The sequence below is a fragment of the Pseudoalteromonas sp. THAF3 genome, assembly GCF_009363775.1.
Taxonomy (GTDB): Bacteria; Pseudomonadota; Gammaproteobacteria; order Enterobacterales; family Alteromonadaceae; genus Pseudoalteromonas; species Pseudoalteromonas ruthenica.
Map to the genome: position 1 here is coordinate 2,265,906 of NZ_CP045418.1, position 26,980 is coordinate 2,292,885.

Below are 26,980 nucleotides of genomic sequence, written 5' to 3' on the forward strand. Positions count from 1 at the left end.
AGAAGCGAGTGTCAGCCAAGCTTACAACGTCGTTCACGTATTTATTCTGTTAGGCATTGGTAATGACAAACTCGTAAAAGCCTTCTGTTTCAGCAGGCTCCACTTTCTCAACAAGAGCCACATTTAATTGAGTAAACAAGTTACTCCAAAACTTCAACGCCAAGCTGTCGTTTATATAAACTGCTACATGCCATTGTTCGCTCACAGCTTGCATCAAGTGTTGAACGACAAATTTCCCGACACCTTGCTTTCGATATTTAGGGAGGATAAATATATCAGCCAATTCCGGCATTTCTTTACCCAGAATCTCGGTCGTCTCAACAGTGGCAAAGCCTGCAACCTGGTCAGAAACAAAAATTAAATAAGCGTCACTCTCTTGTTCACCGCAAACAACGGAATTGAGGTATTGTTCATCAATATCAAAGCGCCCGTCAGTACCTACATCCTCTTGATCAAATGAACTTTGGTGATATTGGTAAAATTGCCACAGCATACACAATGTGCCACTGTCGGTTGTTTTAGTTTTCCTTACTTTGATTTCCATTTGGTGCTCGTTCTTATTAAGGCTTAAATCCATAGCTTCCAACGGTGAAGGCTACCTTGGGTTTCTGATGCCAAATCTACATAACAGCCCGTTAAGTATTTAATATAGTTGGCATTTAATTCTATTTCAGTCTTAAAGCCCGAGAAACATTCACCGTTAAGTTGATATTTAATCATCCCATCATAATGTTCCCAGTGATAGGTTTTTCTGAAGTACTCTTTGGCCGCTTCTTCAGTAGGGAAAGAAAAAATTAGTTCGAATTTACAAGATTCTATTTCCGGATAAGCTTTTCGAAGTGACCCAACTAACGTTACGATTCTATTCATGCTCACCTAGATATAATTCCCCGCATACAACCTCCTTATTACATTCACTTGCAAATCGAATATAACACTAATTGATGCTGAGAATACTATGCTCTCCTATAAGTACTTTCCAGAGATTAAGGACTTATTTAGTCGAAAGCCGAGACTTTGATTCGTTCAATATCGGCATTAGCTCCGCACTGTGTATAGCTCTTCGATCAATTCAATAAATAATTTTTTTGTTCATTTTCACTGATTCATAAGCAAAAACGGAAGCCAGCCTACCGCTTTAAATGATTCATTAGCTTTTTTGTTCACTTAACAACGCTAGCTTGTACACAAATGGCGCTAAATTAAGTGCTTAGGCACGCCACTGAGCTCACCTTTAAGGCCGCTAATACGCTTGCATAGCGCCGAAGGCGTGGCATAATCAGCCCATCAACAACGATGTGAGTTAACTATGAGCTGGTTAGGTAAGCTATCGCACCAACGTGCGCCTTGGGTACTGTTAGCGGTGATTGCCACCGTATTCGAAGCAACTGCTTTGTATTTCCAATATGCCATGGACTTAGCGCCATGCATTATGTGCATTTATCAGCGTACAGCAGTCTTAGGTGTACTATTTGCGGCCTTACTAGGCTGTATTAATCCACAAAATATGTATTTACGCCTAGTGGCGCTGGCGAGTTGGCTGGTTGCCAGTATATGGGGTTTCTTGCTCGCCAAAGAACATATCATGATGCAAACCACCACAGATCCGTTTGCCTTCGTATGCGAGTTTGAACCTAACTTCCCAAGCTTTATGCCTTTACACGAGTGGCTGCCGAGCTTTTTTGCTGCTACCGGTGATTGTGGCAACATTGATTGGCAATTTATGGGGTTATCAATGCCTGGGTGGATGCAGGTGATCTTTGCGGTGATGGCAGTCGTTGCAATTATCATTACCTTAAGCAGCTTTTTTTATAAACCTAAGGCTTCATGATTTACTTTCTTCCCAGTCAAATTCCGAAACTCAAGTCGCTCAGTCACAATGAGCGACTCGCTATAGTAGCGGATTCATTAAACAGGCTATCAGCGCAGCGCCGAGTCATGCTCAATATTATTAAACTGCTGCTGATCACCCCTCTATTTCTGCTGCTGGTGCGCTTTGAAGGCTGGCACATGTTGCCATGGCTGCTCTTAGCCGGCATCGCCTATCCTATTATTGTGCTCCCAGTGCGCCATGCATTCGCGCTGTTTCACCTTGATGAAGCCATCGCCGCACATAAAAAGGGCAACTAAACGTTGCCCTTTGGTTTATCAGCAATACTTTGCCACTATCTTACCTTCACCAATTCCCGAATTTGCGCCAACGTACTTGCACCAATACCTGGCACAGCGTCTAGCTCATCAACACTACGGAAATTGCCTTGCACCTGACGATATTCGATGATGGCGGCTGCTTTAGTGGGGCCAATGCCCGGCAGCGATTGTAGCTGTTCTTCGGATGCTTGGTTAATATCAAGTTTGGCTGGGGTTACCTGCTCACTCGCTTGTTGAGGTGCCTCAGCAGCGACCACTGCTGGGGTAAGTACAAGCGCACAGGCGGTGTAGAGTGCGGTTAGTAGCTTCATGCTTCTCTCCTTAGAAGTTAAAGTAAAAATCCGTGTTACTTCAAAAGTAAATAAAGAATAATTACTGAGATGTGTCAAATAAAACTAACGATAAAGTCGTGCTTTTTTGTGGTGAAAATGCTTAACCCTTTAAAAGGAATGATTAAAACCCTTGACGGGCGAATCGCCAACCACTACCCTTACTGTATAAAAAAACAGTACCCTTGAGGAGAAGCCATGGCTGTTGTAACTAAATACGTTGTAGAACGAGACGGAGTCGAGCGCATGACCTTTACTAGCAAAAAAGAAGCCGATGCCTATGATAAGATGCTCGATATTGCCGAAAGCTTAGAAGAGTTATTAGGCGGCGTTGATGTTCCCTTAAGTGAGCAACAAGTAGAAAGCCTGTCGTTGGAAATAGCAAAACAAAAAGACGACTTTATGCATGTACTTAAAGGTACTAAGCCTGCAGCAAAGGCCACAAAAAAAGCCAGCAAAGAGCCAAGTGATAAGGAAAATGTTACTGAGCTCAAAGCCAAAGAGGCGTAAAGCTATTTCTTAGACATAAAAAAAGCCAGCATTGCTGGCTTTTTTTATCAGTCGCGTTACTTAGTAACCGCTGCAACGGCATCGGCAAAGTAATCGATATTATCTTTGCTTACCCCTGCCACATTTACACGGCTAGAACCGACAATGTAGATTGAGTACTCTTTTTGTAGGCGTTCGATCTGTTCTTTGTTAATCCCTAGGAAAGAGAACATACCGTGCTGGCGTTCAATAAATGAGAAGTCCATGCCTTCGCATTTGTCGTTTAACTTATCCTTAAGCAATGAACGCAAACCATTGATACGAGAGCGCATGTCATCAAGCTCTTGGTGCCACATCGCAGTTAGCTCATCGCTACTAAGAATAGTATTAACAATATCCGCACCGTGTGCCGGCGGCATCGAATAAATACTGCGTACCACACTGAGCATCACTGAATTAGCAATATCAGCCGTGGCTTGATCTTTTGAGATCACCGAACAGGCACCAATACGCTCACGGTATAAGCCGAAATTTTTCGAACATGACGAACAAATGATTAGCTCATCTACCTGCGAGGCCAAATGGCGCAAACCCGCAGCATCCTCATCCAAACTCGTACCAAAACCTTGATAGGCGATATCAACCAGTACTGTAAAGCCTTGAACTTTGGCGATTTCAGCTACTTTTTGCCACTGCGCAAAATTTAAGTCCATGCCGCTTGGGTTGTGACAACATGCATGTAACAGCACCACATCACCCGCAGGGACTTGGCTGAGCGTGTTCACCATGTCATCAAATAACAAACCTTTGTTATCATAGTCATAGTAAGGATACTCTTTCACATTCAGGCCAGCCGCTTCAAATAGGCTAATATGGTTGGCCCATGTTGGCGTAGTCACCCACACCGTGGCTTGCTCATTACAACGCTTAATGAACTCTGCCGCCACCCGTAACGAACCCGTGCCACCTGGAGCCTGAGCTGTACGCACACGATCCGCTAGCAAAGCCGGGTGGGCATCGCCAAGTAGCAGTTGCTCCATTTTCTGACAATATTCCAAATTACCGGCCAGCCCAATGTATGACTTAGTGGTTTCATTGGCGAGACGAAACTCTTCAGCCTTTTTAACGGCCTTCAATACAGGGGTTTGCCCTTGCTCGTCTTTGTATACGCCAACACCTAAGTCAATTTTTTTGTCATTGGTGTCGGCTTTAAACGCAGCCATAAGCCCAAGAATTGGATCTGTCGGTAAAGGTTTTAATTGTGAGAACATGGAACTCTCTTTATTATCTCAGGTTAGGTTAGTCCTGACAGCTGGTTGGTAAGTGCTTGCTAATCTCTAAACACGCAGCTATTAGCAACGCAACCTGATCAGGGGTAAAAAACTTGTCGGTAAATGCTTCAGCATCAATAATGCCCACTACTTTACCTGTCTCGTCATAAAGCGGCAAGCAGCTTTCTGCTTTCACTTTGGGGTCACATGTATAGTATTCGCCACCGTTGGCAACATAGTCTTCCACATCATTTATCACCCGAGCAACCCCGCTGAGTGCAACCTGCACATTATTGCTGGTTGTTGCAAAGTCAGGGTTAATAGGAAAAAGAGGACGACTAGGTGCGCCGTAATAAGCGAGCTTAAGTAGCTGTGGCTGACCTTCAATATGTTGACTTTGATAAATACCAAACCAGTCTACGCCACTTTCTTGAACAACAAAATCGACAATCGCTTGAAGCTTTCTCAACTTTGCTTCACTGCTTGAGGGCAAATGTTCGCGTAAATCGAAGGGCTGCTCTTGCAAATGACCAAATAAACTACACGCCCCACCCTCGCCCAACTCAGGAATTTGATATTGCCAACGAACATCGGCACTCGCATTGTTAAGGTATTGCTGTAGCGCCTGTTGTTTATTCGCCACTAACTTGGGCTCAGCGCCAAGTTGTGCATTTTCTAAGTAGCTTAAAAGCATTTAGCCATCCAAACATCTAAACATTTAGCCGGATGCTAGCACACCTTTTTATTGCCGTGCAATACAAAACCGTCACTTCGACACTAAGCTAGTCATTTAAGGGCAAAAATAGGGTTCGGAGGCAATATGAGAGGGTTAGTCGATATGGTAGCGAATGCGTATTTCATTTCCCGCTTGGTTGTATTCCACATCTTCCGCCAGCTCTTTAAGTAGCTCAATACCACGACCATAGCTGTGTTGGAGTTGGCTACCTACAGCTGGCTCGAGGGAAAAACCAGCTCCCGAGTCTTTAACGCTTAAAAGCAATGTTCGTTGCTGTGGCTGATAACAAACTCGCAGGCATATCTCACCTTCGGTGAGTTCGCTTAGGCGTTGCTCACGCTCACTGTAGTATTGTAAGAAGCCGTCGTCATCGGCCTTTAAAGCAGAGTCTAACCCCAAAATACCGTGCTCTAGAGCGTTGTTATAAGCCTCTGATAACAATATAAACAGTGTCGATTTGTGGGTGTTCAGCCCAGGCAAGTGACCAACTAGGTCCATCAATTGCGCTACTGGGTCCACCGTTTTCAACTCCTCGGCACTTAACGCCACCTCAAGCTCAATGGGGAGCGGACTTATGGTGTGATTAATGGGTTGTAGAGGTGCCTGAGGTTGCGGGTCGATAATCACCACGCTGTAATCGTCTTGTTGATCTTCATTACCGGTAAAATAGTGCACAGCGGCAATGATGTTGTCAGTACGGATCATCGCTTGCGACGCCAAGGTACGTAGCAAACCGCTGTAGCCAAATTGGCTCTGTTGTGCATTTTCGGCCTCAATGATGCCATCGGTGTAAACCACGATACGGCTATATTCATTGAGCGTGACATGGCGCACATCACGCTCAAACTCCTCATCATCCAAAATACCCAATGCCATGTGTTTTGATTCTAGCTGACTAAGCATGTAGCCCGAATGATCAATAAGGTAACCATCAGGCAAGCCGCCCATCCAAAACGTCGCACTTTGTGCATTGGCACTAATTTCGAAAATAGTTGCAGCGCAAAACATATGCGCCGGCAACAAATCGTATAAAGCGGCATTTAACTCTCTGGCTATATCTCCTACGGCCAAGTTTTTTTCCACCATAGTGTAGAAAATACGCGCCACTGGCAGCGCCCCGGTGGCAGCGGCTAACCCATGCCCAGTGAAATCGCCTAATAGATAATATTGCGAGCCATTTGGCCCCAAGGCATTGAGAAACACGTCGCCATTAAACATAGAAGCGGGCGACAAGTGTGAGTCGACCCCCTTGGGTTTATCCTTATGTTGCAGGGCATTATTGAAAATATGCTCGACTAGTTCGTGTTCACGCTCGGTTTGATTTTGATAATAGGTCAACGCGTCCGTTTGCTTATTTGACTCGCTGACTAAATGGCGAATACGCAGATGCGCATGTAACTTGGCTCGCAGTATCTGTAAATCGAACGGTTTGGGCATAAAGTCGTCACCGCCTACGTCCAAACATCTTGCCAATGAGGGGTTATCTTCCAAAGCGGTAATAAAAATAATGGGGGTATAAACTCGTGTATTGGTGCGTTTAAGCTCCGCTGCCGTTTCATAGCCATCCATCTCGGGCATAAGAATGTCCAGCAGTACCACATCAACATCGTGAGCCTGACATTGCGCTAGCGCCTGAATGCCATTTTCAGCTTCGATGACGCGATAGTTGTCACGCTCCAGCATCGCTCGCAGAATACGCCGGTTCATGGACTCATCATCAACAATGAGCACTAAGGGCAAGTCTTCGCTAAGCCCATGTGAAGGAAAGGAAATGTACTTTTCAGTCAATGGTAAATTTCTTATCGAAACGCGAAATTTGGAGAATCTTTTTTAACTGCGGGTTTGCATGGCTGATGGTAATGCCCTCTACCTGCCCCCTCAGAGCTTTATGCATATTGAGCAACATACCCAACGCTGAGCTATCCATGTAACTGGTTTCTCGCAGGTCAACTTCCACGTGCTTAGTGTCGGCATGCACGTCTGCATAGGCTGTACGAAAATCTTGCACAAGATTAAAGTCAAACTTTTCCTTTATCACTATCACTAGTTTTTGTTTTTCCTCAACATAATGCTGTTGTAAACTCATACCCGCTCCTAAGCCACTGATAATCTACCTGTTTAAAATATAAACCTTGCCAGCCATTTCGCAATGACAACACCAAAATATGTTAGGATGACACTTTATGTTTATTAATTGGAGCAACCCATGAGCGATAATAACTTGGTTTACTCTACCGACTCTGGCCGCATTCGACCTGAAAAACAAAGTGAACAGCCGGATGTTAAGCTTTTTAAAGACGGTGCACTGCGTATTGAGCGTCAAACCAAAGGACGCAAAGGTAAAGGAGTCATGCTCGTTGTGGGCATTGATCCAAACGAGCATGATATGAAAAAGCTGGCAAAAACCCTGAAGTCAAAAATGGGCCAAGGCGGCGCCGTTAAAGAGGGAGTGATTGAGATTCAGGGCGACGATCGCGACAAGCTCAAAGGTTTGCTTGAAGCTCAGGGCTTCAAAGTTAAAATTGCCGGCGGTTAACCTCTAGTTAGGGCTATATAACGCCTGCCAGCGCGCTCTCATGGTGGCTGGATCATAGTCAATATGAGCCACCCCACAGGTTGCGAAAATAGGCATTTGCTCAGGGCAGAACTCCGCGACCATGTAACTGACGATTGGCATGTGTGCCACCACTAACCAAGTGTCTATTTCAGTATGAACTTCGGTGAGTGCTTGTAAGTAGTCAACGGCGGTTTTCGCATTAGCGCTGGGGATAATGTCATCGCTCGTTTGCTCCAAGGTGAAGCCTCGGCAATGTTCTTTGACACACTCGGCCGTCTGCTGAGCGCGCACATAAGGGCTCACTAACAAGCCTTGTGGATTAAACCTTTGTGCTAACCATTGGCCTACATGATCAGCTTGTTGCCGACCTCTTTGAGTCAGTTCGCGCAAGTGGTCCTGCGCTTGTAGCGCTTGAGCTTCCCCATGGCGCATGATTAAAATGGTTTTCATTGCAAAGAAATCAACTAATTAGCAAAAAAGTTTTAACCTAAAAGCTAGCCATCTTGGTTGCATGTTCGCTATAGTCTAGCTTAACCATCGATATTCGGGTAGGCACCAAGCCGTAACAGCTGGCCCTGAACGTCTTGCAACTTCTCTAGTTTCAGGAGCATTGTTTGAATATCAGCCGCAATGATAACAGACTCTACCAACCGCTGACACTGCCCAATGGTCTTAGGGTGTTGTTGGTTGAGGATCAAGACAGCCACAAAGCCGCTGCGGCACTGACGGTGAATACCGGGCACTTTGATGATCCTTGGCACCGACAAGGGTTAGCGCATTTCACAGAGCACATGTTATTTCTCGGTACCAAAGATTTCCCTGCCTCCGGAGAATTCCACGATTTTATCAGTCACCATGGTGGTAGCAGTAACGCTTGGACTGGCACCGAGCACAGTTGCTACTACTTTGATGTCGCCAACGAGCATTACTACCAAGCGTTAACACGCTTCAGCCAGCTTTTTTATGCACCGTTATTTAACGCCGAAGAGGTCGATAAAGAACGTAACGCCATTGACGCCGAGTTTAAACTAAAAATAAAGGACGATGGCCGGCGCATATACCAGGCGCACAAAGAAACGGTGAACCCAAAACACCCTTTTGCCAAGTTCTCTGTGGGCAACAGCAACACATTAAGTGATGAGCAAAACGCTATTCGCGATGATTTGCTGGCTTTCTTTAAGCAACATTATCAAGCCCAGTGGATGACATTGGTATTGAGCGGCCCTCACTCTTTGTCTGAGCTCAAGCAATGGGCTCTGGAGCTATTCACCCCCATCTCTGGCACCCAGCAACCTAAACCTGCGATCACCGAGCCATTATACCGAGAGCAGGACTTGGGGGTTGAGCTGCATATTGAGCCGCACAAGCACTTACAAAAGCTCATAATTAGTTTTGCTATGCCCAGCATTGATGCCTTTTATAAACACAAAACGGTGAGCTTTTTGGCCCACTTATTAGGCTACGAAGGCCCGGGCTCCTTGCACTCACTGCTAAAAAATCAAGGATGGATCAATGCGTTATCCGCAGGTGGAGGCATTAATGGCAGTAACTTTAAAGATTTTAATATCAGCCTCGCACTCACCGATGAGGGCATTGAGTATTACCAAGACATCGTTGAAACGGTGTTCGCCTATATTGCGCTGATAAAATGTCACGACGATAAGCTGTCGCCGCTGTATCGTGACAAGCAAACGTTGTTGCAAATTGCCTTTGATAACCAAGAGCGAGTTCGCTTACTCGATTGGGTCAGCGGTATCAGCGTGAATATGCACCACTACCCCAGTGAGCATTACTTGTACGGTGACTACCTGATGACTGGCTTTGATAGCCAGCAATTTGCTGAGGTCCTGCAATGGCTGACTCCCCAGAATATGCGTTTGGTGCTAATTCACCCCGGCGTCGAGCCAAGTCGCTATACAAAATGGTATAACACGCCGTACCGCATCAACGCACTCGATAAAGATTGGTTAACCGCGCTGGAGAGTATTGATACGCCACTCAATACCATGTCTCTGCCAAGCACAAACCCCTATCTACAGCGTCCTTGCGTGCTTCATGAATTAGTGGCGCCAGGCAATAAACCACAAAAGCTCGCCACTCATCCAGGACTTAATTTCTGGTTTAAGCAAGATGCGACCTACCGAGTTGCTAAGGGCCACTTTTATCTCGCTTTGGACTCAGAGCTGGCGGTCAAAGACGTGCAACACATGGCGCTGACTCGTTTATTTGCCGATCTGTTTATTGATTGTGTGGCAGAGCAATTTTACCCAGCTGAGTTGGCTGGGCTGAATTACCATATTTCATCGCATCAAGGCGGACTGACTTTACACACAGCCGGCTTGTCATCAAGCCAACTAGAACTGGTGCAGGGGCTATTGCAAGCCCTGTTTCATGCGGATATTTGCACGAAGCGCTTTGCTGAGTACAAAAAACAGCTAGTGCGCCACTGGCAAAGCAGTAATCAAAACAAGCCTGTCAGTGAGATTTTCAGCCGTATCGGCGCGCAGATTATGCCTTGGAATCCCACCCCGACGGAGCTTGCTCAGGCACTTAAAAGCACCAGCTACATGCAATTTAAACAGTTCCGCCAAGCGTTTTTCGAATCCGTGCATGTAGAGGCGTTTTTACATGGTAATTGGCGCCCAGCCGATGCCTACGATTTCTTACGTTTGGTGCAATCTCATTTACGTACCCGCACGAGTATCGACAGCATTAGCCGCCCATTGAATGAAATTACGCAAGTCGACACTCATCACCTAAAACTGCAGTGCAGTGACAATGCCATGGTCATTTACTACCAAGCAGAGACCGCAGATATAAAAGAAAAAGTATTGATGATGGTTGTTAACCACCTGATTAATCAGCCCTATTTTCATCAACTGCGTACACAGCAGCAATTAGGTTATTTGGTCGGTGCAGGCTATGCACCGTTTAATTCTCGCGCTGGACTGGCATTTTACGTGCAATCACCCAATGTCGATGCGCACACGTTACTTTCTCATCATCGCGCCTTTATTAAGCAGTATGTTCAGGACTTTGCTGAAATTGATGAGCCGCACTGGCAACAAGCCAAGCACAGCCTCTACCGGCAAATTGCCGAAAAGGACAAAAACCTGCGCTTGCGTTCACAACGCTTCTGGTTAGCAATTAGTAACCCGGGCGTCGATTTTAGCCTGCAAAGTAACTTATTAACGACCCTTGATGCTATCTCCTTGGGTGACGTACAACACTATATGCAGCAGCTTTTTTCTCCTTCGCGGGCTCGCATGGAATGGCTCAGTGACGGGGTTAAACAGTCGCAACAAGCCTTGGAACACGCATAATGCTTTACTCAATCAACGGCTTGAATTAACCTAGCATGATTGTAGTAATTAGAATGACAGTGTGTGTTTAGGTCAGGTTGTAGAAAAGCCTTAATAATAAGCGGATTGTTGCTTGTCAGTGGGTGCTCGTTTGCTCATGAGCAAGCGCACATGCTGTTCGACTCCCCTTTACACACTGTTGCTTTATCATTACTTCTGGCCCTGTTATGCGTTATGACATTCAGTGTTATTTCGTTGCGCCGCTCACGTAAGAAATTAGCACGCTCAGAACAACACCTAAAACTGACCTTAGAAGGCAGCGGTGACATCCTCTGGGATTGGTATATAAAAACCGGTGAGGTCAAACGCGTTAATGATGAACATGCCAATCACAGTGCAACCACACAAAGTTTTTGCATTCCCCCGAACCAAGCGCTAATACACCCACAGGATTTACCTCGCGTTCAAAGTGCCTTGCGCGCCCACCTTGCACAAAAAACAGCGTTTTTTGAAGCTAACTACCGATTGCTTGACCAACAGGGGCAGTGGCGATGGATGCTAGATAGAGGAAAGGTGGTAGAAAAAGACGCCCAACTACAACCGCTGCGTATGAGTGGCACAATGAAAGATATCGACGATATCAAAACCACTGAGCAGCGCTTAGACCTATTTGCTAAATGCGTTGAGAATCTCAGTGATGCGATGGCCATATATGACCATGAATTCAAACTAGTTGATACCAACCCTGCATTCACCGAATTGTTCTCCTTATCTCAGAAAAAGCACCAAGGCTTGGCTTTTACTCTTCCGGGTTTGAATACCAAGCAAATAAGTACACTGAAGCGCCAAGTGCTAAAGCACAGCCATATTCAGTGTGAAGTGTCAGTGCGCAGCCAGCATGGTAAAAGATTGGCCATGGAACTGAGCGTGGACCCAGTGCTCAACCAGCAGGGCGAGGTAGACTACTATATTATGGTCTACTCCGACTTAAGCGAGCGCAAAAAGACTGAACAAGCCCTCAATGATTTATCTAATCAAGACAGCCTCACTGGGCTTGCCAATCGTAACCAATTTTTTGTCGACCTCGACACCTTAATGAAACAAGACAGCCACCATGCCATGATGGTGATGGACTTGGATAACTTTAAAAAAATTAATGATTCGTTGGGCCATCAATTAGGCGATAAGCTGCTTATCAAATTAGCCCAACGTTTAAGTGAGCGTAAGCGCCCGCAAGACACTTTTTATCGCCTCGGCGGCGATGAGTTTGCATTGGTGATGCGCGGCACCAACGACATTCATACTATTACCGCGATTAGTAACGACTTTTTGCAAACCATTGCAACACCATTTCGGATGATGAACCATGAACTCGCCATCACCGCCTCTATTGGCATAGTGTTGAGCCCGGAGGATGGCGTATCACCACAAATTCTATTAAAGAACGCCGATACCGCAATGTACCATGCTAAGCAGCAAGGGAACCGTTACTTATTCTTTAATGATGCGATGAACCACCAAGCGGTTAAACGACTGCAAATTGAGAACTTAATGCGGTTTGGTCTTAAGCGGGATCATTTCGAGGTTTTTTACCAACCGAAGATGGATCTAGCCACTGGCCAATTAGCCGGAATGGAGGCACTGGTGCGCTTTATAACCCCGAAAAAAGGGTTGATCAGTCCTGGGCAGTTTATTCCCATTGCCGAAGAAACCGGACAAATTATCGAGATTGGTGAAGTAGTATTAAAAAAAGCCTGTCGCGATGTAAAGCGCTGGCGCGATGCCGAGCTATTTTCTGGGCGAGTTGCTGTAAACTTATCGGCGAAACAGTTTGCACTGCCTGATTTAACCGATCGTATCGACGCCCTACTACAGCAATACCACCTTCCCGCCAGTGCTCTTGAGCTGGAAATAACCGAGGGCACCGTAATGGACAGCCCAGAACAAGCAATCGCGATTATGCACGCCCTAGTAGGGAAAGGGATTCATCTAGCGATGGACGACTTCGGCACTGGTTATTCATCGCTGGCCTATTTAAAGCGCTTCCCATTGCACACGTTGAAAATTGACCGCGCCTTTATCGTTGATATGGTTAATGAGCGAGGTAAAAACATGGTCGACTCGATTATTACCATAGCGCAAAACTTAGGTCTTCATGTGGTTGCTGAGGGCGTTGAAGAAGCCAAGCAACTGCAACAATTAAAGCAGTTGGGCTGCGAAACAATGCAGGGCTACTACTACGCTAAACCGCTTTCGGCTGAGCAATTCGAAGCGTTTTTATTGCGCGAACGCAGTAAAACGCAAGATCAGCATCACTTGTCGTTGGTGCAATAACCACAGTGTGACGCAGACTCAATGAAGGCTTAACAAGGATATTTTAGGCCGCTGTTAAAAGGACTTTAGAAATGAAAAAAGAATTCACCTTCACCGTCAAAGGGCACCATATTAGAATCATTAACTCCTGGTTCCACGGCGCTAAATTGTATGTCGATGGCGATTTGCGAGATGTCGATAGCAGCCTCATTGCCACTGGCAAAACTGCACTGCTATCCGCTAATTTGGGTGAGCTGGGGATTCTCGAGGTCTTCCCATCAGCGTTAATAAGCGTTGAGATGGACGCCTACGTGAGCAAAGGCGATGACAGAGCCCGCGTATATAGTTCCCACCAGCGTCTCAATTTAAAGGAGCAGAGACTTCGGCAGTAATGCCCACTACCACGAATAAAAAGGGCCGCATTGCGATCTCCAAGAGCCCAGACCCGCATAGGCCCTCAAGCGCAGTAGGCTCACCAAGGCGATAGGCACAAGCGCCTGCCTACACCTCTTACCAGCAGTTGGCTGCGAGACAATCAAATCCACTTAAGTGTTAACTTCGCAGAGTGCACTCTTTCACTTTGGGTCTTGAACAAGTTACAGTCGATTTCAACGTAACTGACCTCACCGGGAGACAAACTTATCTCAGCGCCTTTACCTGAACAGTTGCCAATAAATCGGCCGTTGGAATCGAAGGTGGACGCAACAACCCCCATCGTATACAACTCATCGTTAGAGATATTCTTGAGCTCAGCGGTGATCTTAACGCGGCCATTCTCCTTAAATATCTCCGATAAACTCAGCTCGTAGTCAGATGCAAAGTCTTCAAACGAACTCATAGCGTGCAAACGTACGTTTTTCTTAAAACCCATATCGACGGAAGCGGCTATGGTTAAGCTATAAACACTGGCCAAGCCTATAACTGAAATAGCAAAACCAAGCCCCCAAAAAAACCCTTTCAATACTTCATTCATACTTTTAGTTAACATAATACTCTCCTTGGCTAGATGCCTGCATGTTAGGGGTAGCTCTCGCTAGGGGAAACAGTAACCCAGTGGTTCCCTCACCCAAGCAGTTTTAATGATGAACTATTTGGTTGTACAAAGACAATCACTCGCAGTAACAAATTCACTCTGCGGCACTGATGAATTGATATGGTTGTTTGGGGAAAAACGTTATGAAACGAGGCTTATAGTCTGAGTTGGATGGTGCCGTTAGCCTGTGGCACTAACGAGCCTCGCAAACGAACCACGGCGGCTTATTGTTCAGTGCTAAGTTATATGTTGCATATCAGGGTGACACGCATTAACCTTGCCTATTCCCTTTTCGTACTGCTCACGCAATGTTTTGACTCTTGGGCACTAAGGTCGCCAGATGATACCGCAGTGGGCAACGCTGCGCATTAATGCACGACGATAATGTACGTTAAACAGCGCTAACGCGACCGGGCCAATTAAGCCACCCGCCAGCGCCCAGCGTTTCGCTGGCATGCCTTTAAACGAGGCCACAAAAAACAACAACAAAGCAAAACACACACTCACTAACAACAACATACAACCCCCACTGAATGTAGGCGCGCAGTCTAGCATTTTTACGCTCAGTTATTAACCACACCAAAGTCGTAAGTTTATCGCCCTAAGCAGCAACCATAGTGCCTTTTCGCACCTTTGAGCACATCGCGGCCTAAGCCTGTGGCATAAAAAAGCGCCGGTTAAAAACCAGCGCTAAGTGTTAGGCGATTGGCAGAGCCATCAAGATGGTTGCGTCGAGGGGTCATCGGTCCCCTGCTCTACAGTATCCTGCTCAACTGTGTCCTGTGGCGCCGCGTCTTGGTCATAAAAACGCTGCCCTTTTTCAGCCATTGCCACCAAAGCGGGGGCTGGCGTGAACACCTCGTTTTGCTGGGCGTAGCTCGATAGCGTTGAGCACACATTGCTCAGCCCTAGCTTATCCATGTAGCTGAAAGGTCCGCCATGGAAAGGTGGGAAGCCAATACCGAAGATGGCACCAATATCGCCATCACGGGCGCTCGCAACAATGCCCTCATCCAAACAGCGCGCCGCTTCGTTAAGCATTTGCATAACACAACGCTCGGCTATTTGCTCTTTGTTCAACTTAGGAGCCGGAGTCACGCCAAGAAGTTCGTACACTGACTCGTCAGGCTTTTTGTCCTTTTTCGAGTAATCGTAGAAACCACGGCCTGATTTGCGTCCTAGTCGCTTGTTATCGATTAAGCGGCTAAACGCATCGGGGGCTTTAAAACGCTCACCCAGTTCTTTTTCCAAGATAGGCGCTATCTTAGAACCAATATCGATGCCCACTTCATCAAGTAAAGCTAATGGCCCCACTGGGAAACCAAATTCAACCAAGGCTTTGTCGATTTTCTCGATTGGCTCACCGGCTAACAATAGGTTGGCTGCTTCGTTTACATAAGGCGCCAAGATACGGTTTACAAAGAAGCCGGCTTTATCCTTCACCACTATGGGTGTTTTGCCTTGTTTACGGGCAAAGCTCACCGTACGGGCGATGGTCTGCTCGCTGGTGCCTGCATGGGGGATAATTTCCACCAGCGGCATTTTTTCTACCGGCGAGAAGTAATGCAAGCCAATAACATTCTCTGGGCGCTGCGCTTGCTCAGCAATTTGGGCAATGGGCAGTGACGAGGTGTTACTAGCGAAAATAGTGTGTGCTTGGGCATGACTTTCAATATCGGCAACCATTGATTGCTTCAGCTTGAGATCTTCAAATACCGCTTCAATCACCATATCTACATGCGCAAAGCCACTGTAATCAGTGGTGCCGGTAATACGGCTCATCTGCTCTTGCAACTGCGCTTTGGAGATAATACGACGCTTGCGTTTTTTCTCTAATAGCTTGTAGCTGTAATTCATCGCCCCACTAATGCCTTTATGGGCAACGTCTTTGACACGCACCGGTACGCCCGCTTTGATGGCACTGACATGCGTGATGCCGGCGCCCATTAAGCCGCCGCCCAGCACGGCCACTTTATCGGTGCTCGGAGCATCATCGGCGCGCCACTCTTTTTTCATTTCCGTGGTAGCAAAGAAGATACCGCGCAGCGCTTTCGATACATCACTCATCACCAAATCGGCAAAGCCGTCGGCTTCAGTTTTGTAGGCTTTGAGGGTATCTAGCTCAACGCTGGCGCGTACTGCCTTAATAATATTATTCGGTGCAGGGTAATGACCACCGGTCTTTTTGGCGACGTTTTCAGCCGCTTTTTTGAAGATCAGATTGCGACCAAATGGGTTAGACTCCAACAACGCCGATACTTTATCCAACGGCGGCTTAGTTGCGCGCGCTTTGCCTTTAAGTGCGTACTTACACGCCACTTCAAGTAAGACACTGTGAGGGACACTGTCATTAACCAGGCCAGCTTTTTTCGCCTGCTTAGCACGCACTTGCTTGCCGGTTAGCATCCACTCTAAGGCTTTCTGCAAGCCCACTAATTTAGGTAAACGCTGTGTGCCGCCGCCACCAGGGAGTAGGCCAAGCTGCACTTCAGGCAAGCCCATTTTGGTAATATCACTGTCGCTGCACACCCGATAATCACATGCCAAGGCAAACTCTAAGCCCCCGCCTAGGGCGGCACCATGAATAGCCGCGACGGTGGGGTAAGGCAGCTTTTCCAGTTCAAAAAACGCTTCCTGACACATGGTCGATAGCGCTAAGGCTTCTTCACGTGAATGAGCGTTATCGAGCATGTTGATATCGGCGCCGGCAATGAAGTTATCTGGCTTGGCGCTGGTAAATACCAAGCCTTTGACGTTATTTTCATTGGCGGTGCGAACAATGTCTTGCAGCTGCTCAGCAAAACTGGCGCGCAAGGTGTTCATTTTCTCGCCTGGCACGTCAATAGTGACGATGCCAACGAGTTCATCGTTTAACTCAAAACTAAATACGGATTCTGTTGTCATTATGCGCTCTCCAATACAAAGGCCGCACCTAAACCACCGGCAGCACACGCCGTAGTTAGGGCTAAGCCACCGCCGCGACGGTTAAGCTCATGAATACTTTGTGTAATCAAACGGGCTCCGGTAGCGGCGAAGGGGTGGCCATATGCTAGCGAGCCCCCGTTGACGTTAAATTTGTCCATGTCAATTTCACCAATGGCTTTATCACGGCCAAGCTGCTCTTTGGCAAACTTATCAGAAGCAAACATTTTCATATTAGCTAAGGTTTGCGCCGCGAAAGCCTCGTGCATTTCAATTAGGTCTAAATCGCCTAAGGTGATCCCAGCTCTGTCTAGGGCAACAGGGGTAGAATGTGCCGGACCCATCAGCATATCCTCGTGCACACCGATGGCACTGAAGGCATAACTGCGGATGTAACCCAAGATTTCATAGCCCATCGCTTTGGCTTTGCTTTCATTCATCAGCATCACCGCAGCCGCACCATCGGTTAATGGCGTCGAGTTCGCGGCAGTGACGCTACCGTATTTGCGATCGAATACCGGCTTCAATTTGGCATAGCCTTCAAGCTGTGAATTGGTACGAATGTTATTGTCTTGTTCAATAAATGACTTATAAGGTGGTACATGCGCAGTCATAACTTCCTGCGTCAATTTGCCCTCAGCCCAAGCTTGGCTGGCTAACGTATGCGAGCGATGCGCTAGGGCATCTTGATCAGCGCGGCTAATGCTGTGGCTTTTCGCCATTTGCTCTGCCGTTTGCCCCATAGAAAGCCCGGTTGAGTACTCAGCAACTGCCGGTGGCACTGGCATAAGATCTTTAGGACGCAACTTAGAGAAAATCTTCAAGCGCTGTGATAGGGTCCGCGCTTTGGTTAAATCCACAAGGCTGCCTGCCAGCTTCTTGCTTACACCAATAGGCAAGACAGAAGAGGAGTCTGCACCGCCAGCAATACCCACTTGGGTATGACCCGCCATAATTGATTCAGCGACATTGGCAATCGCTTGGAAACTAGTCGCACAAGCCCGTGATACCGAGTAAGCATCGACATTGACTGGCATGCCAGTGCCCAGGACAATTTCACGGGCAATATTCGGCGCTTCAGGCATTTGCACGACTTGGCCAAACACCAACTGATCAATTTCTTTGCGATCAAAGTCCAAGCGCTCAAGCATTTCGTTGACGACCAGCTTGCCTAAATCGAGTGCTGGGACGTGGTGAAAGGCGGTAGCTTGTTTTGCAAAAGGCGTACGCAGGCCGCTAACAATGGCGATGCGCTCCCCGTTGCGTGTTGTTAATTTTGTTTGCTCAGACATAAAATGCTTCTCCTGTTGACAGGTCTGACCTGTTAATATTTCCTCGATTCTAAAACAACCCAAAGCGCAATGCCAATAGTGACGCTAAAATTCCTGCGCCAGCTACAACAATAGTTAAGAACTGGGTACGATGAAAATAAAAACAAGACTTTAAAACTATGTAATTGTGAGTAAAATCAATCGAACTTTTTAAACAGTGCAGTGCCTAAAGGGCGTTGCGCCAACCTAGGGCTGGGTTCCCCACCATTTAGGTTGCTCTGTTTCATTTATGCCGGCAAGGATACGTACACTTATGGCAGTTGCTAAGTTTGCACAATTAAAAACCTACCTCGATAGCGAAATTATCGGCCAACCCCATTTGACTCAAGCATTATTAATTGCTGTTCTCGCTGATGGTCACTTATTGGTGGAAGGGCCACCTGGGCTTGCCAAAACGCGGGCTGTGAATGCGCTGGCCAAAGGGTTGGAGGGGAGTTTTCAACGCATTCAGTTCACCCCTGACCTACTGCCCTCAGATGTGACTGGAACCGATATCTATCGTCAGCAAACCAGCGAATTTGTATTTGAGCCAGGCCCGCTTTTCCATAACTTAGTGTTAGCCGACGAAATAAACCGGGCACCAGCAAAAGTGCAATCGGCATTATTAGAAGCCATGGCAGAGCGGCAAATTACCGTGGGTAAAAACACCTATCCGCTCGAGCAGCTGTTTATGGTAATGGCGACGCAAAATCCGCTAGAGCAAGAAGGCACCTACCCACTGCCCGAAGCTCAGCTTGACCGGTTCCTACTACACCTTAATATTGACTACCCCGATGCGGACTCCGAGCTCGCCATTTTACGGCTGACGCGCGGCGAAGCACTTGAGGGGGAACACGCCCGTATTGAGCCGCTCACCCAGGCGGATTTATTTGCCGCGCGCAAGGAAGTATTAGCCTTGCACTTAGCCGAGCCGTTGGAGCAGTACCTAGTGCAACTCATTATGGCGACTCGCGATGGCAAGCAACTGGATGACCAGCTCGCTAGCTGGCTAGAATATGGTGCCAGCCCCCGTGCCACCATAGCCCTTGACCGTGCTGCGCGAGCCCATGCTTGGCTAGAGGGTCGTGACTTTGTCAGCCCCGAAGATATTCAAGCGGTGTTCCATAACGTGCTGCGCCATCGCATCATTTTAAGTTATGAAGCGCAAGCCGATGGCATAACCAAAGACCAAGTGCTGCAGCACATTCTTGAGCGAGTGGCTGTGCCCTAATGAACAATCAGGCCCCCACTCACTCAGTGGCGTACTGGCTTGAAAAGCTGCACAGCAATGGTCATAGCCTGTCACTGAAAGAGCTGACATATTATAAAAGCAAAACCCAGCTGCTGGATTTGGCGGTGCAAAAGCGTTTACGCAGCCCGCTAAGTGGCCAGTATCTGGCCCCGCATAAAGGCCGTGGTATGGAGTTTGCTGAGGTGCGCCATTACCAGCAAGGCGATGATGTGCGCAGTATCGACTGGCGCGTCACCGCTCGTACTGGCGAAGCGCACACCAAGCTTTTTCAAGAGGAAAAAGAACGCCCTGTGTTGCTAATGGTCGATCTTAGCTCGTCGATGCAGTTTGGCTCACAGTTTGTATTCAAATCGGTGCAAGCCGCTCATGTGGCTGCGCTGGTGGCTTGGTCGGCGTGTAAACGCGGCGATAAGCTTGGCGCCTTGGTATTTAACGAACAGCAGCACCATGAGTTTCGCCCACAAAGCCGTGATAAAGCGGTGTTGAGGGTACTTCATGCGATGCAAGACATGCAGCACGCAGACATTGGCGAGCAAGTACACGCCGGGAATCTGCTCAGCCAGTTGCAACGCATGAACCAATTAGCCAAGCCAGGCAGTGTGGTGTATTTGCTCAGTGACTTTGTTGAGCTCAACGATGAATACGGCGATGCCATAGAACGTCAACTGCAGCACCTGGCACGCCATTGTGAAGTGGTGGCTGGTGTCATTAGTGACCCGTTCGAGCGCCAACTGCCACAATTCAATGACACCATCAACGTTGACACCGGCCGGGGTAAAATAAGTTTGGCCCTAGATGATGCCCAGTTTCGCCGCCGCTACCATCGCCAAGCACAGCAATTTGACTCGCAGCGCTTACAGCGTTTATCTCGCCATTGCCACTCACTGGTGGAAATTTCCGCTGCCAGTGCCCTTGAGCAACAATTTTCGCTTCGGAGTGCATAAATGCAAGGCAATCCCCTTTCTCAATTAGACGATGTCATGGTCCCTGAGCAGGTAAGTGCTTGGCCGCCAGGCCCCGCCTGGTGGGTTATCGCGGCTGTGCTGTTGATTGCTGCGGTATTGGCGCTGGCCCTGTATGTGCGTCAACGCCGTCATAACCGCGCCAAACGCGAAGCTCTGCGCTTGGCGCAGAGCCAAGATGCCGCCCGTTTGCATCAACTGCTCAAACGGTTAGGCAAACATTACTATGGCACGCGCGTAGCGGCGCTCAGTGCCGAGCGCTGGAGCCAAGTATTGACTCTATTAAGTGATATTGATTTTAACTCCCGGGAGTTGCAGCAGTTATATCAGCCTAGAGCGGTAAGCGATGAGCTACAACACAAGCTGCACCAAGCCATAAAGCAATTTAAAACCAAGGAGCGCATCGATGTTTGAATTTGCTTGGCCCTGGGCTTTTGCCCTGCTGCCTTTGCCTTGGCTTATTGCGCTCATCGCTGGCAAACAAAAACACCATAGCACCTTGATGCTGCGCATTCACGCATTGGCACATATGGGAATGACCAACACCAAGGTCACGCCCAGCCGCAAGTGGCCACACTGGTTACTCGCAATTGTCTGGGCGCTGGTCGTGGCCAGCGCTGCCAACCCGGTGTTTCGTGGTGAACCCATCACCCTCTCAGAGCCAGGCCGTGACATTATGCTGGCGGTGGACTTATCTGGGTCAATGCGTGAGCAAGATATGGCTTATCAAGGGCGATTCGTCGACCGCCTTAGTGTCGTTAAAGCGGTGCTCAGTGAGTTTATTAGCCAGCGCCGTGGCGATCAGTTGGGGCTTATTTTATTCGCCGACACCGCGTTTTTACAAACGCCACTAACACGCGACGTTGACACTGTGGCGCAAATGCTCGAAGAATCACAAATTGGTTTAGTAGGACGTGCCACCGCCATTGGTGATGCCCTTGGGCTGTCGGTAAAGCGCTTTAATGAAAAGTCACAATCAAACAAGGTAGTGATCTTACTCACCGATGGCCAAAACACCGCTGGTAACCTGAAACCCGAAGAGGCGCTTATTTTGGCCAAAGACGCCGGCGTCAAAGTCTATACCGTGGGTGTGGGCGCAGATGGCCGCAACCAAGGCGGGTTATTCTCTATGCTTGGCAGCTCTGGGGCCATGCTCGACGAATCGCTGCTAAAAACCATTGCAGAGCAGACCGGCGGTCAGTATTTTCGCGCCACAGACACCCAAAGTTTGGCCAATATTTATAAAGAATTGGATGCGCTCGAGCCACAAGCTGAGCAAGAGCAAACATTCCGCCCAGTGGATGCCTTGTTTTACCTGCCCCTAAGCGGCGCTTTATTGATGTTATTTTTGGCTGCTTTATGGCGACAACTGAAGCAGCAAGCTGTAGTAGGTGATGCATGACCGAGTTTACGTTTATTCGCCCCGATGCATTGTGGTTGCTGATAGTGGTGGCTTTGTACATGCTCTGGCGGCTCACTGGGAGCAAACGCCAACCTAGCAATAGCCAACTTATTGCTCCGCACTTGGCAACACAGGTCCTGAGTCAAGGCCAGCAAAAGCGAGCACCTAGTCATGTATTAAGTACTTTGCTTATGGCCTTGATGGTAGTGGCGATTGCCGGCCCAAGCTTTAGCAAAAAAGAGGTGCCAGTCTATCAAAGCAAAATGGCCCGGGTGTTAGTCATGGATATGTCGCGCTCAATGTATAGCACCGACATCGCCCCAAGCCGGCTGCAACAAGTACGCTATAAAGCTCTGGATATGGTGGATTTGTTCACCGAAGGAGAAACTGCGCTGGTTGCCTACGCCAATGATGCCTATACAATTTCGCCCTTAACCTCAGATAGTCAGACGTTGACCAATCTGATTCCCAGTCTCAGCCCAGATATTATGCCCGGACAAGGCAGTAATGTGCTTGCTGGGCTGACACAGGCACAAGAGTTACTCAGCCAAGCAGGCTATGCTAGTGGCGATGTGATCTTACTGAGCGATGGCATAGATGCCGATGAAGAAGCGGATGTCCGTGATTGGCTCGCCAGCCATGACTATCGCTTACATATTTATGCCATAGGTACTGCCGAGGGTGCTCCGATTAACTTGCCAGATGGGGGTTTTCTTAAAGATCAGTACGGGCAAATCGTTATCCCTACCACCGACTTTTCACGTCTCCAGCGCTTGGCCCAAGCCGGCAACGGAAAATTATTACGCTATCAAGCAAGTGCGGCAAACCTCTCGGTACTGCAGAGCACCGAGCAACAGCAGCAAGAATTGCAACAGGACAATAAACAGACCTTATGGCGCATTGATGCCGGCATCTATTTAACCCTGCTCATCGTGCCGTTAATGTTATGGCTAATGGGCCGTCGCGCTTTAGTACTGTGCGCCTTTATGGTGCTACTGCCACAACCTAAGGCCTATGCGGCGCAGTGGCAGAGCTGGTTTAACAACGAACAGCAAAACGCCCTATCCGCTTATCAGAACGAAGCCTATGATCAGGCCAGCCAAACTGAAAACCCGCTGATAGCCGGAGCAGCAAAATATCAACAACAGGATTACCAAGGCGCTCTTGATGCCTTTGCTTCAGACAATTCAGCGCAAGGGCTGTACAACCAAGGCAACGCCCTGGCGCAATTAGGGCAACTTGATGAGGCGATTGACCGATATCAGCAAGCGCTCGAGAAAAACCCTGAGCTCGAATCGGCTGCACGGAACAAAGCATTAGTGGAACAAATGCGCCAGCAGCAGCAACAGGATTCACAACAAGGAAATAACGAACAAGACTCCTCGCAAAATGAGCAGCAAACAGAGCAAGATAACGATAATCAGCAGCAAGGTGAGCAACAACAGTCACAACAAGGGCAACAACAAAGCGCCGGTCAGCGTAACGACGCAAACAACAATGACCCGCAAAACAGTGCCCAAGCAAACGATGAATCGAGTGGGCAACAACCTACCGAGTCTGAGTCTAAACAAAGCGACAGTGAACAGTCGCAGCAACAGCAGCAACGCCAAAATGGCGAGCAGCAACAAGGCGATAAAGCGCAAAGTGCTGAACAACAGCAACAAGCTCAGCAAATGCAGCAACAGCAACGCGAACAGCAGGGCACAGAGCAACAACTGGCGGCACAAGCCAGTGAGCTGACGCCTGAGGAGCGCGAGCGCGCCCAGCAGTTGAATCAGTTATTGCGCAAGATCCCTGACGACCCTGAAATTCTGCTGCGCAATAAAATGCAACTTGAATCAAGAAAAAGACAACGTTATCGCCGCTTACCACAAGGAGTTGAAAAATCATGGTAAGAACCGCCTTCTTCATCGCACTCACCTGCTTAGCAATGCCCGTTTTGGCGCTCACTAAGCTTACCGCCAGTGTCGATAAAAACCCTGTGCTTGCCGGTGAGTATTTCGCTATAACCATCAAAGCCGATGATACGGTCAACAATAGCCAACCCGATACTCAAGCGCTGCTTGATGACTTTGTGGTTGGCCCTATGTCTCGTAGTAACCAAACACGTATTATCAATGGTGCCGTAAGCCGACAATCTACATGGCAAATCGAGCTGATGGCACGTGAAGCGGGTAATTATGAAATCCCGGCGTTTACTATTAATGGCGTGAGCTCAGAGCCCTTTACCCTAAAAGTAGTCAACAACGCCAACAGCAGTCTTGACGATAGCACCGCCTTTATTAAAACCGAACTCACCCCGCAGTCACTGTATGTGCAGCAAGCCGGGGTTTATACCGTTAAACTTTACTTAGGTGTTGATTTAATTGATGGTTCACTGGCCGCGCCGAGTATGGAAAACGCCAATATTACGCAAATGGGCAAACAGCGTGAGAGCCAAGAAGTCATTGATGGGCGGCGCTACCTGGTGATCCAACGCGACTACTTAGTACAACCACAAAAAAGTGGCACCTTTGAGTTACAAGCGCCACGGTTAAACGGCAAAGTGCGTAAAAACTACCGTGCTATGGCAGTCAGTGCCAGTGCCACAAATACATTGGTTGATGTGAAGCCCATGCCCGAGGGCATTAATGGCACGTGGCTGCCAAGTGAGTTGGTGGATTTAAGTGAACAGTGGCAAGGCGCTGATGAACAAGTGCAGGTGGGCACCCCCATCACTCGTACGCTTACACTGACGGCTTTGAATACCACCAAAGAGCAACTGCCGGATTTAACCAGCCCAGACCTTGAAAACGTGCGCAGCTACCCCGATCAATCCGAGCGCACGCATCTTATTCGCGATGGTCGTATTATTGCTCAAACCACCACATCCATTGCCTATGTGCCACAACAGCCTGGCACCTATACGCTGCCAGCAATCGAGGTGCCTTGGTTTAATACCGTTACAGGACGCGCGCAGATAGCCAAAGTAGCAGAAAAAACCATTACCGTGGTCGGCGAGGCCAGCACAACGGCCGCCCCTTCCCCTAGTGATGCTCCGCAAACCACCGCAACTAACAATGTTAGCGCGCCACCCGCGCACTCTGATGTAAGCTTGCTATGGGCGATACCAGGTTATGCGCTGTGGCTCCTGACTATGGCAGCGTGGTGGTGGCAACATCAACGTACTCAGCCTTTAGCACCAACCAGCACCAAACCGCAGCCTAAAACAGCAAAGGGTAATTTGCAGGCTGTGCAGCGCGCGCTTAAAGCGCAAAACCCGCAGGAGCTCTATCGCGCCTTAGATGCGCATGCCAAAGCGAACAAAAGCTCACTTCACCAATGGCAAAGCCACTGGCCTGAAGATGCCCGCCAAGAACTTACCAAGTTGCGCCAGCAACTCTATAGCCATGACGAGAGAGTGGTTGACTACTCTTTGATTGCGCAAGGTATTAACACACCCGTGAGCATGCAGCAAAAGCAACAAACTGAACTAGACTCCTTGTATTAAGGCATTAGTTCGCTTCACTGCGAGTGGCAACTGCAAATCACTGCAACCGTCTTTAAGCGCCTGCTCTGCAGGCGCTTAATATTGCCTTGAGCAAATAAATTTCCCGTTAAGTGAAATGTTTTATTGCTGTCGGAGGTCTTAATGGGCATGGCAGATAAACAAAAGCGCTATGAGGCGCTGGTGCAGGTATACCACAAAGAGCTCTATCGCTTTGCCTATTGGCTTTGCAAAGACCCTAGTGTGGCTGAAGACCTGGTCCAAGAAACTTTTTTACGAGCATGGCGTTCATTAGATTCATTAGTCGATCAGAACGCTGCTAAGTCGTGGCTGTTTACTATTTTGCGACGAGAAAATGCTCGCCGCTTTGAACGCAAGCAGTTTGATTACAGTGATGTCGAACAAGACACCCTCTGCGACGAACGCAGCACTTCTTTAGATGACGAAATGGAAATGACCGTTGTCCAACGACGTATTATGGAGCTTGCGCAAGAATACCGTGAACCGTTAATCCTACAAGTGATTGGTGGTTGCAGCGGCGATGAAATTGCGCAAATCCTCGGCTTAAACAAAAACACGGTTATGACGCGCTTATATCGAGCTAGAAATCAGCTAAAAAGCGCACTCACTCGAACCACTGAACCTATGAAAGGGGCTCCAAATGGATGAATTAGAATTTCGCCGGCGCCTTTTTGCTCATCCAAACACCAAAGACAAGGACGTGCTTGAGTTTGCTGAGCAAAGTCCTGAGCGCAAACAATTAGTTAATGAGTTAAAGCAGCTTGATAAAGAGCTTGTTGAGGCGATGCAAGTACCTGTGCCCGATAACTTGGCTGATAAAATTATTTTTAACCAAACCATGGGGGAGCAAAGCGATCAATGCTCGGGCAATAACCCCGCAGCGAAGCAGACTAAACCAAAAACGCCGTGGTATATTGCCATAGCTGCGTCTGTCGTTATCGCCTTTACTGGGGTGTTGTATCACCTGATGTCGCCAACGTTATCTATTGGTGAGCACGCTTTGGCCCATGTTTATCATGAAATTGACGCACTGAGCGTAAATGAGGAAATAGCCTTGGATGAGGTCAATTTACGACTCTCTGAGCTTGGCGGCCACCTTGATGAGTTACCTGGGGCTATCACCTATGCCCGTTACTGTAATTTCAAAGGGCAAAAAGGTTTGCACCTAGTTTTTCAATCGGATTTCGGCCCGATGACGGTATTTATCGTCCCCTCTCCGAACGATTATCTCGGTGATGCCCATTTTAATGATCAGCGCTTCGCTGGACGCGTTTCACACTTCCCTCAAGGAGACGCCATACTCGTGGCTATGGCGCAAGCGCCAGTGGATGAATACCAGGCACGAATAAACCAATCACTGCGTTGGAATTGATAATCATCGAAAAGTAAGCGGCCATAGGCCGCTTTGTTGTCTTACAATCAGCAAGTTAATAACTGGCTGTG

General features: G+C 48.0%; 27 protein-coding genes. 15 read left to right on the plus strand and 12 right to left on the minus strand.

The genetic code is table 11. The features are described from left to right. Nucleotides 1–49 precede the first annotated feature (49 nt). The gene (locus FIU82_RS10545) at nucleotides 50–544 is read right to left on the minus strand and encodes a GNAT family N-acetyltransferase (RefSeq protein WP_152441037.1); all 495 of its coding nucleotides are present in this window, start codon (nucleotides 542–544) and stop codon (nucleotides 50–52) included. A 23-nt stretch (nucleotides 545–567) separates the two neighbouring features. Further along, complete coding sequence (locus FIU82_RS10550) at nucleotides 568–870, minus strand: hypothetical protein (protein WP_152441038.1); 303 nt, start codon at nucleotides 868–870, stop codon at nucleotides 568–570. Between the two features lie 439 nt (nucleotides 871–1,309). On the opposite strand from FIU82_RS10550, the gene dsbB reads away from it, so the two are divergent. Together dsbB and FIU82_RS18745 are read left to right on the plus strand one after the other, a co-directional pair. Further along, entirely contained in the window at nucleotides 1,310–1,831 is a 522-nt protein-coding gene (gene dsbB, locus FIU82_RS10555) for a disulfide bond formation protein DsbB (RefSeq protein WP_022945073.1), read from the plus strand. Then, nucleotides 1,828–2,130 (plus strand): DUF6170 family protein, encoded by a 303-nt coding sequence (locus FIU82_RS18745; protein ID WP_022945072.1) that lies wholly within the window; start codon nucleotides 1,828–1,830, stop codon nucleotides 2,128–2,130. Before dsbB ends, FIU82_RS18745 begins: the two co-directional genes overlap by 4 nt. 35 nt (nucleotides 2,131–2,165) lie before the next feature. Here FIU82_RS18745 and FIU82_RS10565 read toward each other — a convergent pair whose 3' ends face one another. Then, on the minus strand, nucleotides 2,166–2,462 hold the full coding sequence (locus FIU82_RS10565) for a ComEA family DNA-binding protein (RefSeq protein WP_138510590.1): 297 nt from the start codon (nucleotides 2,460–2,462) through the stop codon (nucleotides 2,166–2,168). A gap of 216 nt (nucleotides 2,463–2,678) precedes the next feature. Between FIU82_RS10565 and FIU82_RS10570 the strand changes: the two genes are divergently transcribed. Beyond that, nucleotides 2,679–2,990 (plus strand): YebG family protein, encoded by a 312-nt coding sequence (locus tag FIU82_RS10570; RefSeq protein WP_053911165.1) that lies wholly within the window; start codon nucleotides 2,679–2,681, stop codon nucleotides 2,988–2,990. Between the two features lie 56 nt (nucleotides 2,991–3,046). On the opposite strand, the gene FIU82_RS10575 is transcribed toward FIU82_RS10570, so the two are convergent. The 4 genes from FIU82_RS10575 to FIU82_RS10590 form a co-directional block, all read right to left on the minus strand. Next, entirely contained in the window at nucleotides 3,047–4,240 is a 1,194-nt protein-coding gene (locus FIU82_RS10575) for an amino acid aminotransferase (RefSeq protein ID WP_022944739.1), read from the minus strand. 28 nt (nucleotides 4,241–4,268) lie between these two features. Then, entirely contained in the window at nucleotides 4,269–4,934 is a 666-nt protein-coding gene (locus FIU82_RS10580; protein WP_152441039.1) for a GAF domain-containing protein, read from the minus strand. 135 nt (nucleotides 4,935–5,069) lie between these two features. Continuing rightward, entirely contained in the window at nucleotides 5,070–6,764 is a 1,695-nt protein-coding gene (locus tag FIU82_RS10585) for a SpoIIE family protein phosphatase (RefSeq protein WP_367648247.1), read from the minus strand. Beyond that, a complete protein-coding gene (locus FIU82_RS10590) occupies nucleotides 6,757–7,062 on the minus strand; it encodes an STAS domain-containing protein (protein WP_152441040.1) in 306 nt (101 codons plus the stop codon). Before FIU82_RS10590 ends, FIU82_RS10585 begins: the two co-directional genes overlap by 8 nt. Nucleotides 7,063–7,182: 120 nt before the next feature. Here FIU82_RS10590 and FIU82_RS10595 point away from each other — a divergent pair, with 120 nt between their 5' ends. Beyond that, entirely contained in the window at nucleotides 7,183–7,512 is a 330-nt protein-coding gene (locus FIU82_RS10595) for a translation initiation factor (RefSeq protein ID WP_022944743.1), read from the plus strand. A gap of 3 nt (nucleotides 7,513–7,515) precedes the next feature. On the opposite strand, the gene sixA is transcribed toward FIU82_RS10595, so the two are convergent. After that, nucleotides 7,516–7,983 (minus strand): phosphohistidine phosphatase SixA, encoded by a 468-nt coding sequence (gene sixA, locus FIU82_RS10600; RefSeq protein ID WP_152441041.1) that lies wholly within the window; start codon nucleotides 7,981–7,983, stop codon nucleotides 7,516–7,518. Nucleotides 7,984–8,147: 164 nt separating this feature from the next. Between sixA and FIU82_RS10605 the strand changes: the two genes are divergently transcribed. From FIU82_RS10605 to FIU82_RS10615, 3 genes are all read left to right on the plus strand, one after another. Next, complete coding sequence (locus FIU82_RS10605) at nucleotides 8,148–10,856, plus strand: insulinase family protein (protein WP_152441042.1); 2,709 nt, start codon at nucleotides 8,148–8,150, stop codon at nucleotides 10,854–10,856. A gap of 213 nt (nucleotides 10,857–11,069) precedes the next feature. Beyond that, nucleotides 11,070–13,169, plus strand: a complete 2,100-nt coding sequence (locus FIU82_RS10610) for a bifunctional diguanylate cyclase/phosphodiesterase (RefSeq protein WP_253946313.1) — start codon at nucleotides 11,070–11,072, stop codon at nucleotides 13,167–13,169. A 71-nt stretch (nucleotides 13,170–13,240) separates the two neighbouring features. Beyond that, on the plus strand, nucleotides 13,241–13,540 hold the full coding sequence (locus tag FIU82_RS10615) for a hypothetical protein (protein ID WP_045979849.1): 300 nt from the start codon (nucleotides 13,241–13,243) through the stop codon (nucleotides 13,538–13,540). Nucleotides 13,541–13,683: 143 nt separating this feature from the next. Here the strand turns inward: FIU82_RS10615 and FIU82_RS10620 are convergent, their stop codons facing one another. The 4 genes from FIU82_RS10620 to fadI form a co-directional block, all read right to left on the minus strand. Continuing rightward, the gene (locus tag FIU82_RS10620; RefSeq protein ID WP_152441044.1) at nucleotides 13,684–14,136 is read right to left on the minus strand and encodes an FxLYD domain-containing protein; all 453 of its coding nucleotides are present in this window, start codon (nucleotides 14,134–14,136) and stop codon (nucleotides 13,684–13,686) included. A gap of 372 nt (nucleotides 14,137–14,508) precedes the next feature. Further along, nucleotides 14,509–14,700 (minus strand): hypothetical protein, encoded by a 192-nt coding sequence (locus tag FIU82_RS10625; protein WP_022944749.1) that lies wholly within the window; start codon nucleotides 14,698–14,700, stop codon nucleotides 14,509–14,511. Between the two features lie 198 nt (nucleotides 14,701–14,898). After that, nucleotides 14,899–17,085 carry a fatty acid oxidation complex subunit alpha FadJ gene (fadJ, locus tag FIU82_RS10630; RefSeq protein WP_152441045.1) on the minus strand — a complete coding sequence of 729 codons (2,187 nt, stop codon included), beginning with the start codon at nucleotides 17,083–17,085 and terminating at the stop codon, nucleotides 14,899–14,901. Then, complete coding sequence (gene fadI, locus FIU82_RS10635) at nucleotides 17,085–18,395, minus strand: acetyl-CoA C-acyltransferase FadI (RefSeq protein ID WP_022944751.1); 1,311 nt, start codon at nucleotides 18,393–18,395, stop codon at nucleotides 17,085–17,087. Before fadI ends, fadJ begins: the two co-directional genes overlap by 1 nt. 292 nt (nucleotides 18,396–18,687) lie before the next feature. On the opposite strand from fadI, the gene FIU82_RS10640 reads away from it, so the two are divergent. From FIU82_RS10640 to FIU82_RS10675, 8 genes are all read left to right on the plus strand, one after another. Then, complete coding sequence (locus tag FIU82_RS10640; protein WP_022944752.1) at nucleotides 18,688–19,644, plus strand: MoxR family ATPase; 957 nt, start codon at nucleotides 18,688–18,690, stop codon at nucleotides 19,642–19,644. After that, on the plus strand, nucleotides 19,644–20,609 hold the full coding sequence (locus tag FIU82_RS10645) for a DUF58 domain-containing protein (RefSeq protein ID WP_152441046.1): 966 nt from the start codon (nucleotides 19,644–19,646) through the stop codon (nucleotides 20,607–20,609). Before FIU82_RS10640 ends, FIU82_RS10645 begins: the two co-directional genes overlap by 1 nt. After that, nucleotides 20,610–21,041 carry a DUF4381 domain-containing protein gene (locus FIU82_RS10650; RefSeq protein ID WP_152441047.1) on the plus strand — a complete coding sequence of 144 codons (432 nt, stop codon included), beginning with the start codon at nucleotides 20,610–20,612 and terminating at the stop codon, nucleotides 21,039–21,041. It begins immediately after the preceding gene. Next, the gene (locus tag FIU82_RS10655; RefSeq protein WP_045979854.1) at nucleotides 21,034–22,029 is read left to right on the plus strand and encodes a VWA domain-containing protein; all 996 of its coding nucleotides are present in this window, start codon (nucleotides 21,034–21,036) and stop codon (nucleotides 22,027–22,029) included. The genes FIU82_RS10650 and FIU82_RS10655 overlap by 8 nt, the downstream gene beginning before the upstream one ends. Beyond that, nucleotides 22,026–23,924 carry a VWA domain-containing protein gene (locus FIU82_RS10660; RefSeq protein ID WP_152441048.1) on the plus strand — a complete coding sequence of 633 codons (1,899 nt, stop codon included), beginning with the start codon at nucleotides 22,026–22,028 and terminating at the stop codon, nucleotides 23,922–23,924. Before FIU82_RS10655 ends, FIU82_RS10660 begins: the two co-directional genes overlap by 4 nt. Then, the gene (locus tag FIU82_RS10665; RefSeq protein WP_152441049.1) at nucleotides 23,918–25,519 is read left to right on the plus strand and encodes a BatD family protein; all 1,602 of its coding nucleotides are present in this window, start codon (nucleotides 23,918–23,920) and stop codon (nucleotides 25,517–25,519) included. The genes FIU82_RS10660 and FIU82_RS10665 overlap by 7 nt, the downstream gene beginning before the upstream one ends. A gap of 141 nt (nucleotides 25,520–25,660) precedes the next feature. Beyond that, nucleotides 25,661–26,185 (plus strand): sigma-70 family RNA polymerase sigma factor, encoded by a 525-nt coding sequence (locus tag FIU82_RS10670; protein ID WP_257220993.1) that lies wholly within the window; start codon nucleotides 25,661–25,663, stop codon nucleotides 26,183–26,185. Continuing rightward, entirely contained in the window at nucleotides 26,178–26,909 is a 732-nt protein-coding gene (locus tag FIU82_RS10675; RefSeq protein WP_152441050.1) for a DUF3379 family protein, read from the plus strand. The genes FIU82_RS10670 and FIU82_RS10675 overlap by 8 nt, the downstream gene beginning before the upstream one ends. Nucleotides 26,910–26,980 lie beyond the last annotated feature (71 nt).

What these genes read in the sequence shown, in the direction of transcription:
- FIU82_RS10545 (WP_152441037.1), bottom strand. Translation starts at nt 544, where the DNA reads ATGGAAATCAAAGTAAGGAAAACTAAAACAACCGACAGTGGCACATTG.
- FIU82_RS10550 (WP_152441038.1), bottom strand. Translation starts at nt 870, where the DNA reads ATGAATAGAATCGTAACGTTAGTTGGGTCACTTCGAAAAGCTTATCCG.
- dsbB (WP_022945073.1), top strand. Translation starts at nt 1,310, where the DNA reads ATGAGCTGGTTAGGTAAGCTATCGCACCAACGTGCGCCTTGGGTACTG.
- FIU82_RS18745 (WP_022945072.1), top strand. Translation starts at nt 1,828, where the DNA reads ATGATTTACTTTCTTCCCAGTCAAATTCCGAAACTCAAGTCGCTCAGT.
- FIU82_RS10565 (WP_138510590.1), bottom strand. Translation starts at nt 2,462, where the DNA reads ATGAAGCTACTAACCGCACTCTACACCGCCTGTGCGCTTGTACTTACC.
- FIU82_RS10570 (WP_053911165.1), top strand. Translation starts at nt 2,679, where the DNA reads ATGGCTGTTGTAACTAAATACGTTGTAGAACGAGACGGAGTCGAGCGC.
- FIU82_RS10575 (WP_022944739.1), bottom strand. Translation starts at nt 4,240, where the DNA reads ATGTTCTCACAATTAAAACCTTTACCGACAGATCCAATTCTTGGGCTT.
- FIU82_RS10580 (WP_152441039.1), bottom strand. Translation starts at nt 4,934, where the DNA reads ATGCTTTTAAGCTACTTAGAAAATGCACAACTTGGCGCTGAGCCCAAG.
- FIU82_RS10590 (WP_152441040.1), bottom strand. Translation starts at nt 7,062, where the DNA reads ATGAGTTTACAACAGCATTATGTTGAGGAAAAACAAAAACTAGTGATA.
- FIU82_RS10595 (WP_022944743.1), top strand. Translation starts at nt 7,183, where the DNA reads ATGAGCGATAATAACTTGGTTTACTCTACCGACTCTGGCCGCATTCGA.
- sixA (WP_152441041.1), bottom strand. Translation starts at nt 7,983, where the DNA reads ATGAAAACCATTTTAATCATGCGCCATGGGGAAGCTCAAGCGCTACAA.
- FIU82_RS10610 (WP_253946313.1), top strand. Translation starts at nt 11,070, where the DNA reads ATGACATTCAGTGTTATTTCGTTGCGCCGCTCACGTAAGAAATTAGCA.
- FIU82_RS10615 (WP_045979849.1), top strand. Translation starts at nt 13,241, where the DNA reads ATGAAAAAAGAATTCACCTTCACCGTCAAAGGGCACCATATTAGAATC.
- FIU82_RS10620 (WP_152441044.1), bottom strand. Translation starts at nt 14,136, where the DNA reads ATGTTAACTAAAAGTATGAATGAAGTATTGAAAGGGTTTTTTTGGGGG.
- FIU82_RS10625 (WP_022944749.1), bottom strand. Translation starts at nt 14,700, where the DNA reads ATGTTGTTGTTAGTGAGTGTGTGTTTTGCTTTGTTGTTGTTTTTTGTG.
- fadJ (WP_152441045.1), bottom strand. Translation starts at nt 17,085, where the DNA reads ATGACAACAGAATCCGTATTTAGTTTTGAGTTAAACGATGAACTCGTT.
- fadI (WP_022944751.1), bottom strand. Translation starts at nt 18,395, where the DNA reads ATGTCTGAGCAAACAAAATTAACAACACGCAACGGGGAGCGCATCGCC.
- FIU82_RS10640 (WP_022944752.1), top strand. Translation starts at nt 18,688, where the DNA reads ATGGCAGTTGCTAAGTTTGCACAATTAAAAACCTACCTCGATAGCGAA.
- FIU82_RS10645 (WP_152441046.1), top strand. Translation starts at nt 19,644, where the DNA reads ATGAACAATCAGGCCCCCACTCACTCAGTGGCGTACTGGCTTGAAAAG.
- FIU82_RS10650 (WP_152441047.1), top strand. Translation starts at nt 20,610, where the DNA reads ATGCAAGGCAATCCCCTTTCTCAATTAGACGATGTCATGGTCCCTGAG.
- FIU82_RS10655 (WP_045979854.1), top strand. Translation starts at nt 21,034, where the DNA reads ATGTTTGAATTTGCTTGGCCCTGGGCTTTTGCCCTGCTGCCTTTGCCT.
- FIU82_RS10660 (WP_152441048.1), top strand. Translation starts at nt 22,026, where the DNA reads ATGACCGAGTTTACGTTTATTCGCCCCGATGCATTGTGGTTGCTGATA.
- FIU82_RS10665 (WP_152441049.1), top strand. Translation starts at nt 23,918, where the DNA reads ATGGTAAGAACCGCCTTCTTCATCGCACTCACCTGCTTAGCAATGCCC.
- FIU82_RS10670 (WP_257220993.1), top strand. Translation starts at nt 25,661, where the DNA reads ATGGGCATGGCAGATAAACAAAAGCGCTATGAGGCGCTGGTGCAGGTA.
- FIU82_RS10675 (WP_152441050.1), top strand. Translation starts at nt 26,178, where the DNA reads ATGGATGAATTAGAATTTCGCCGGCGCCTTTTTGCTCATCCAAACACC.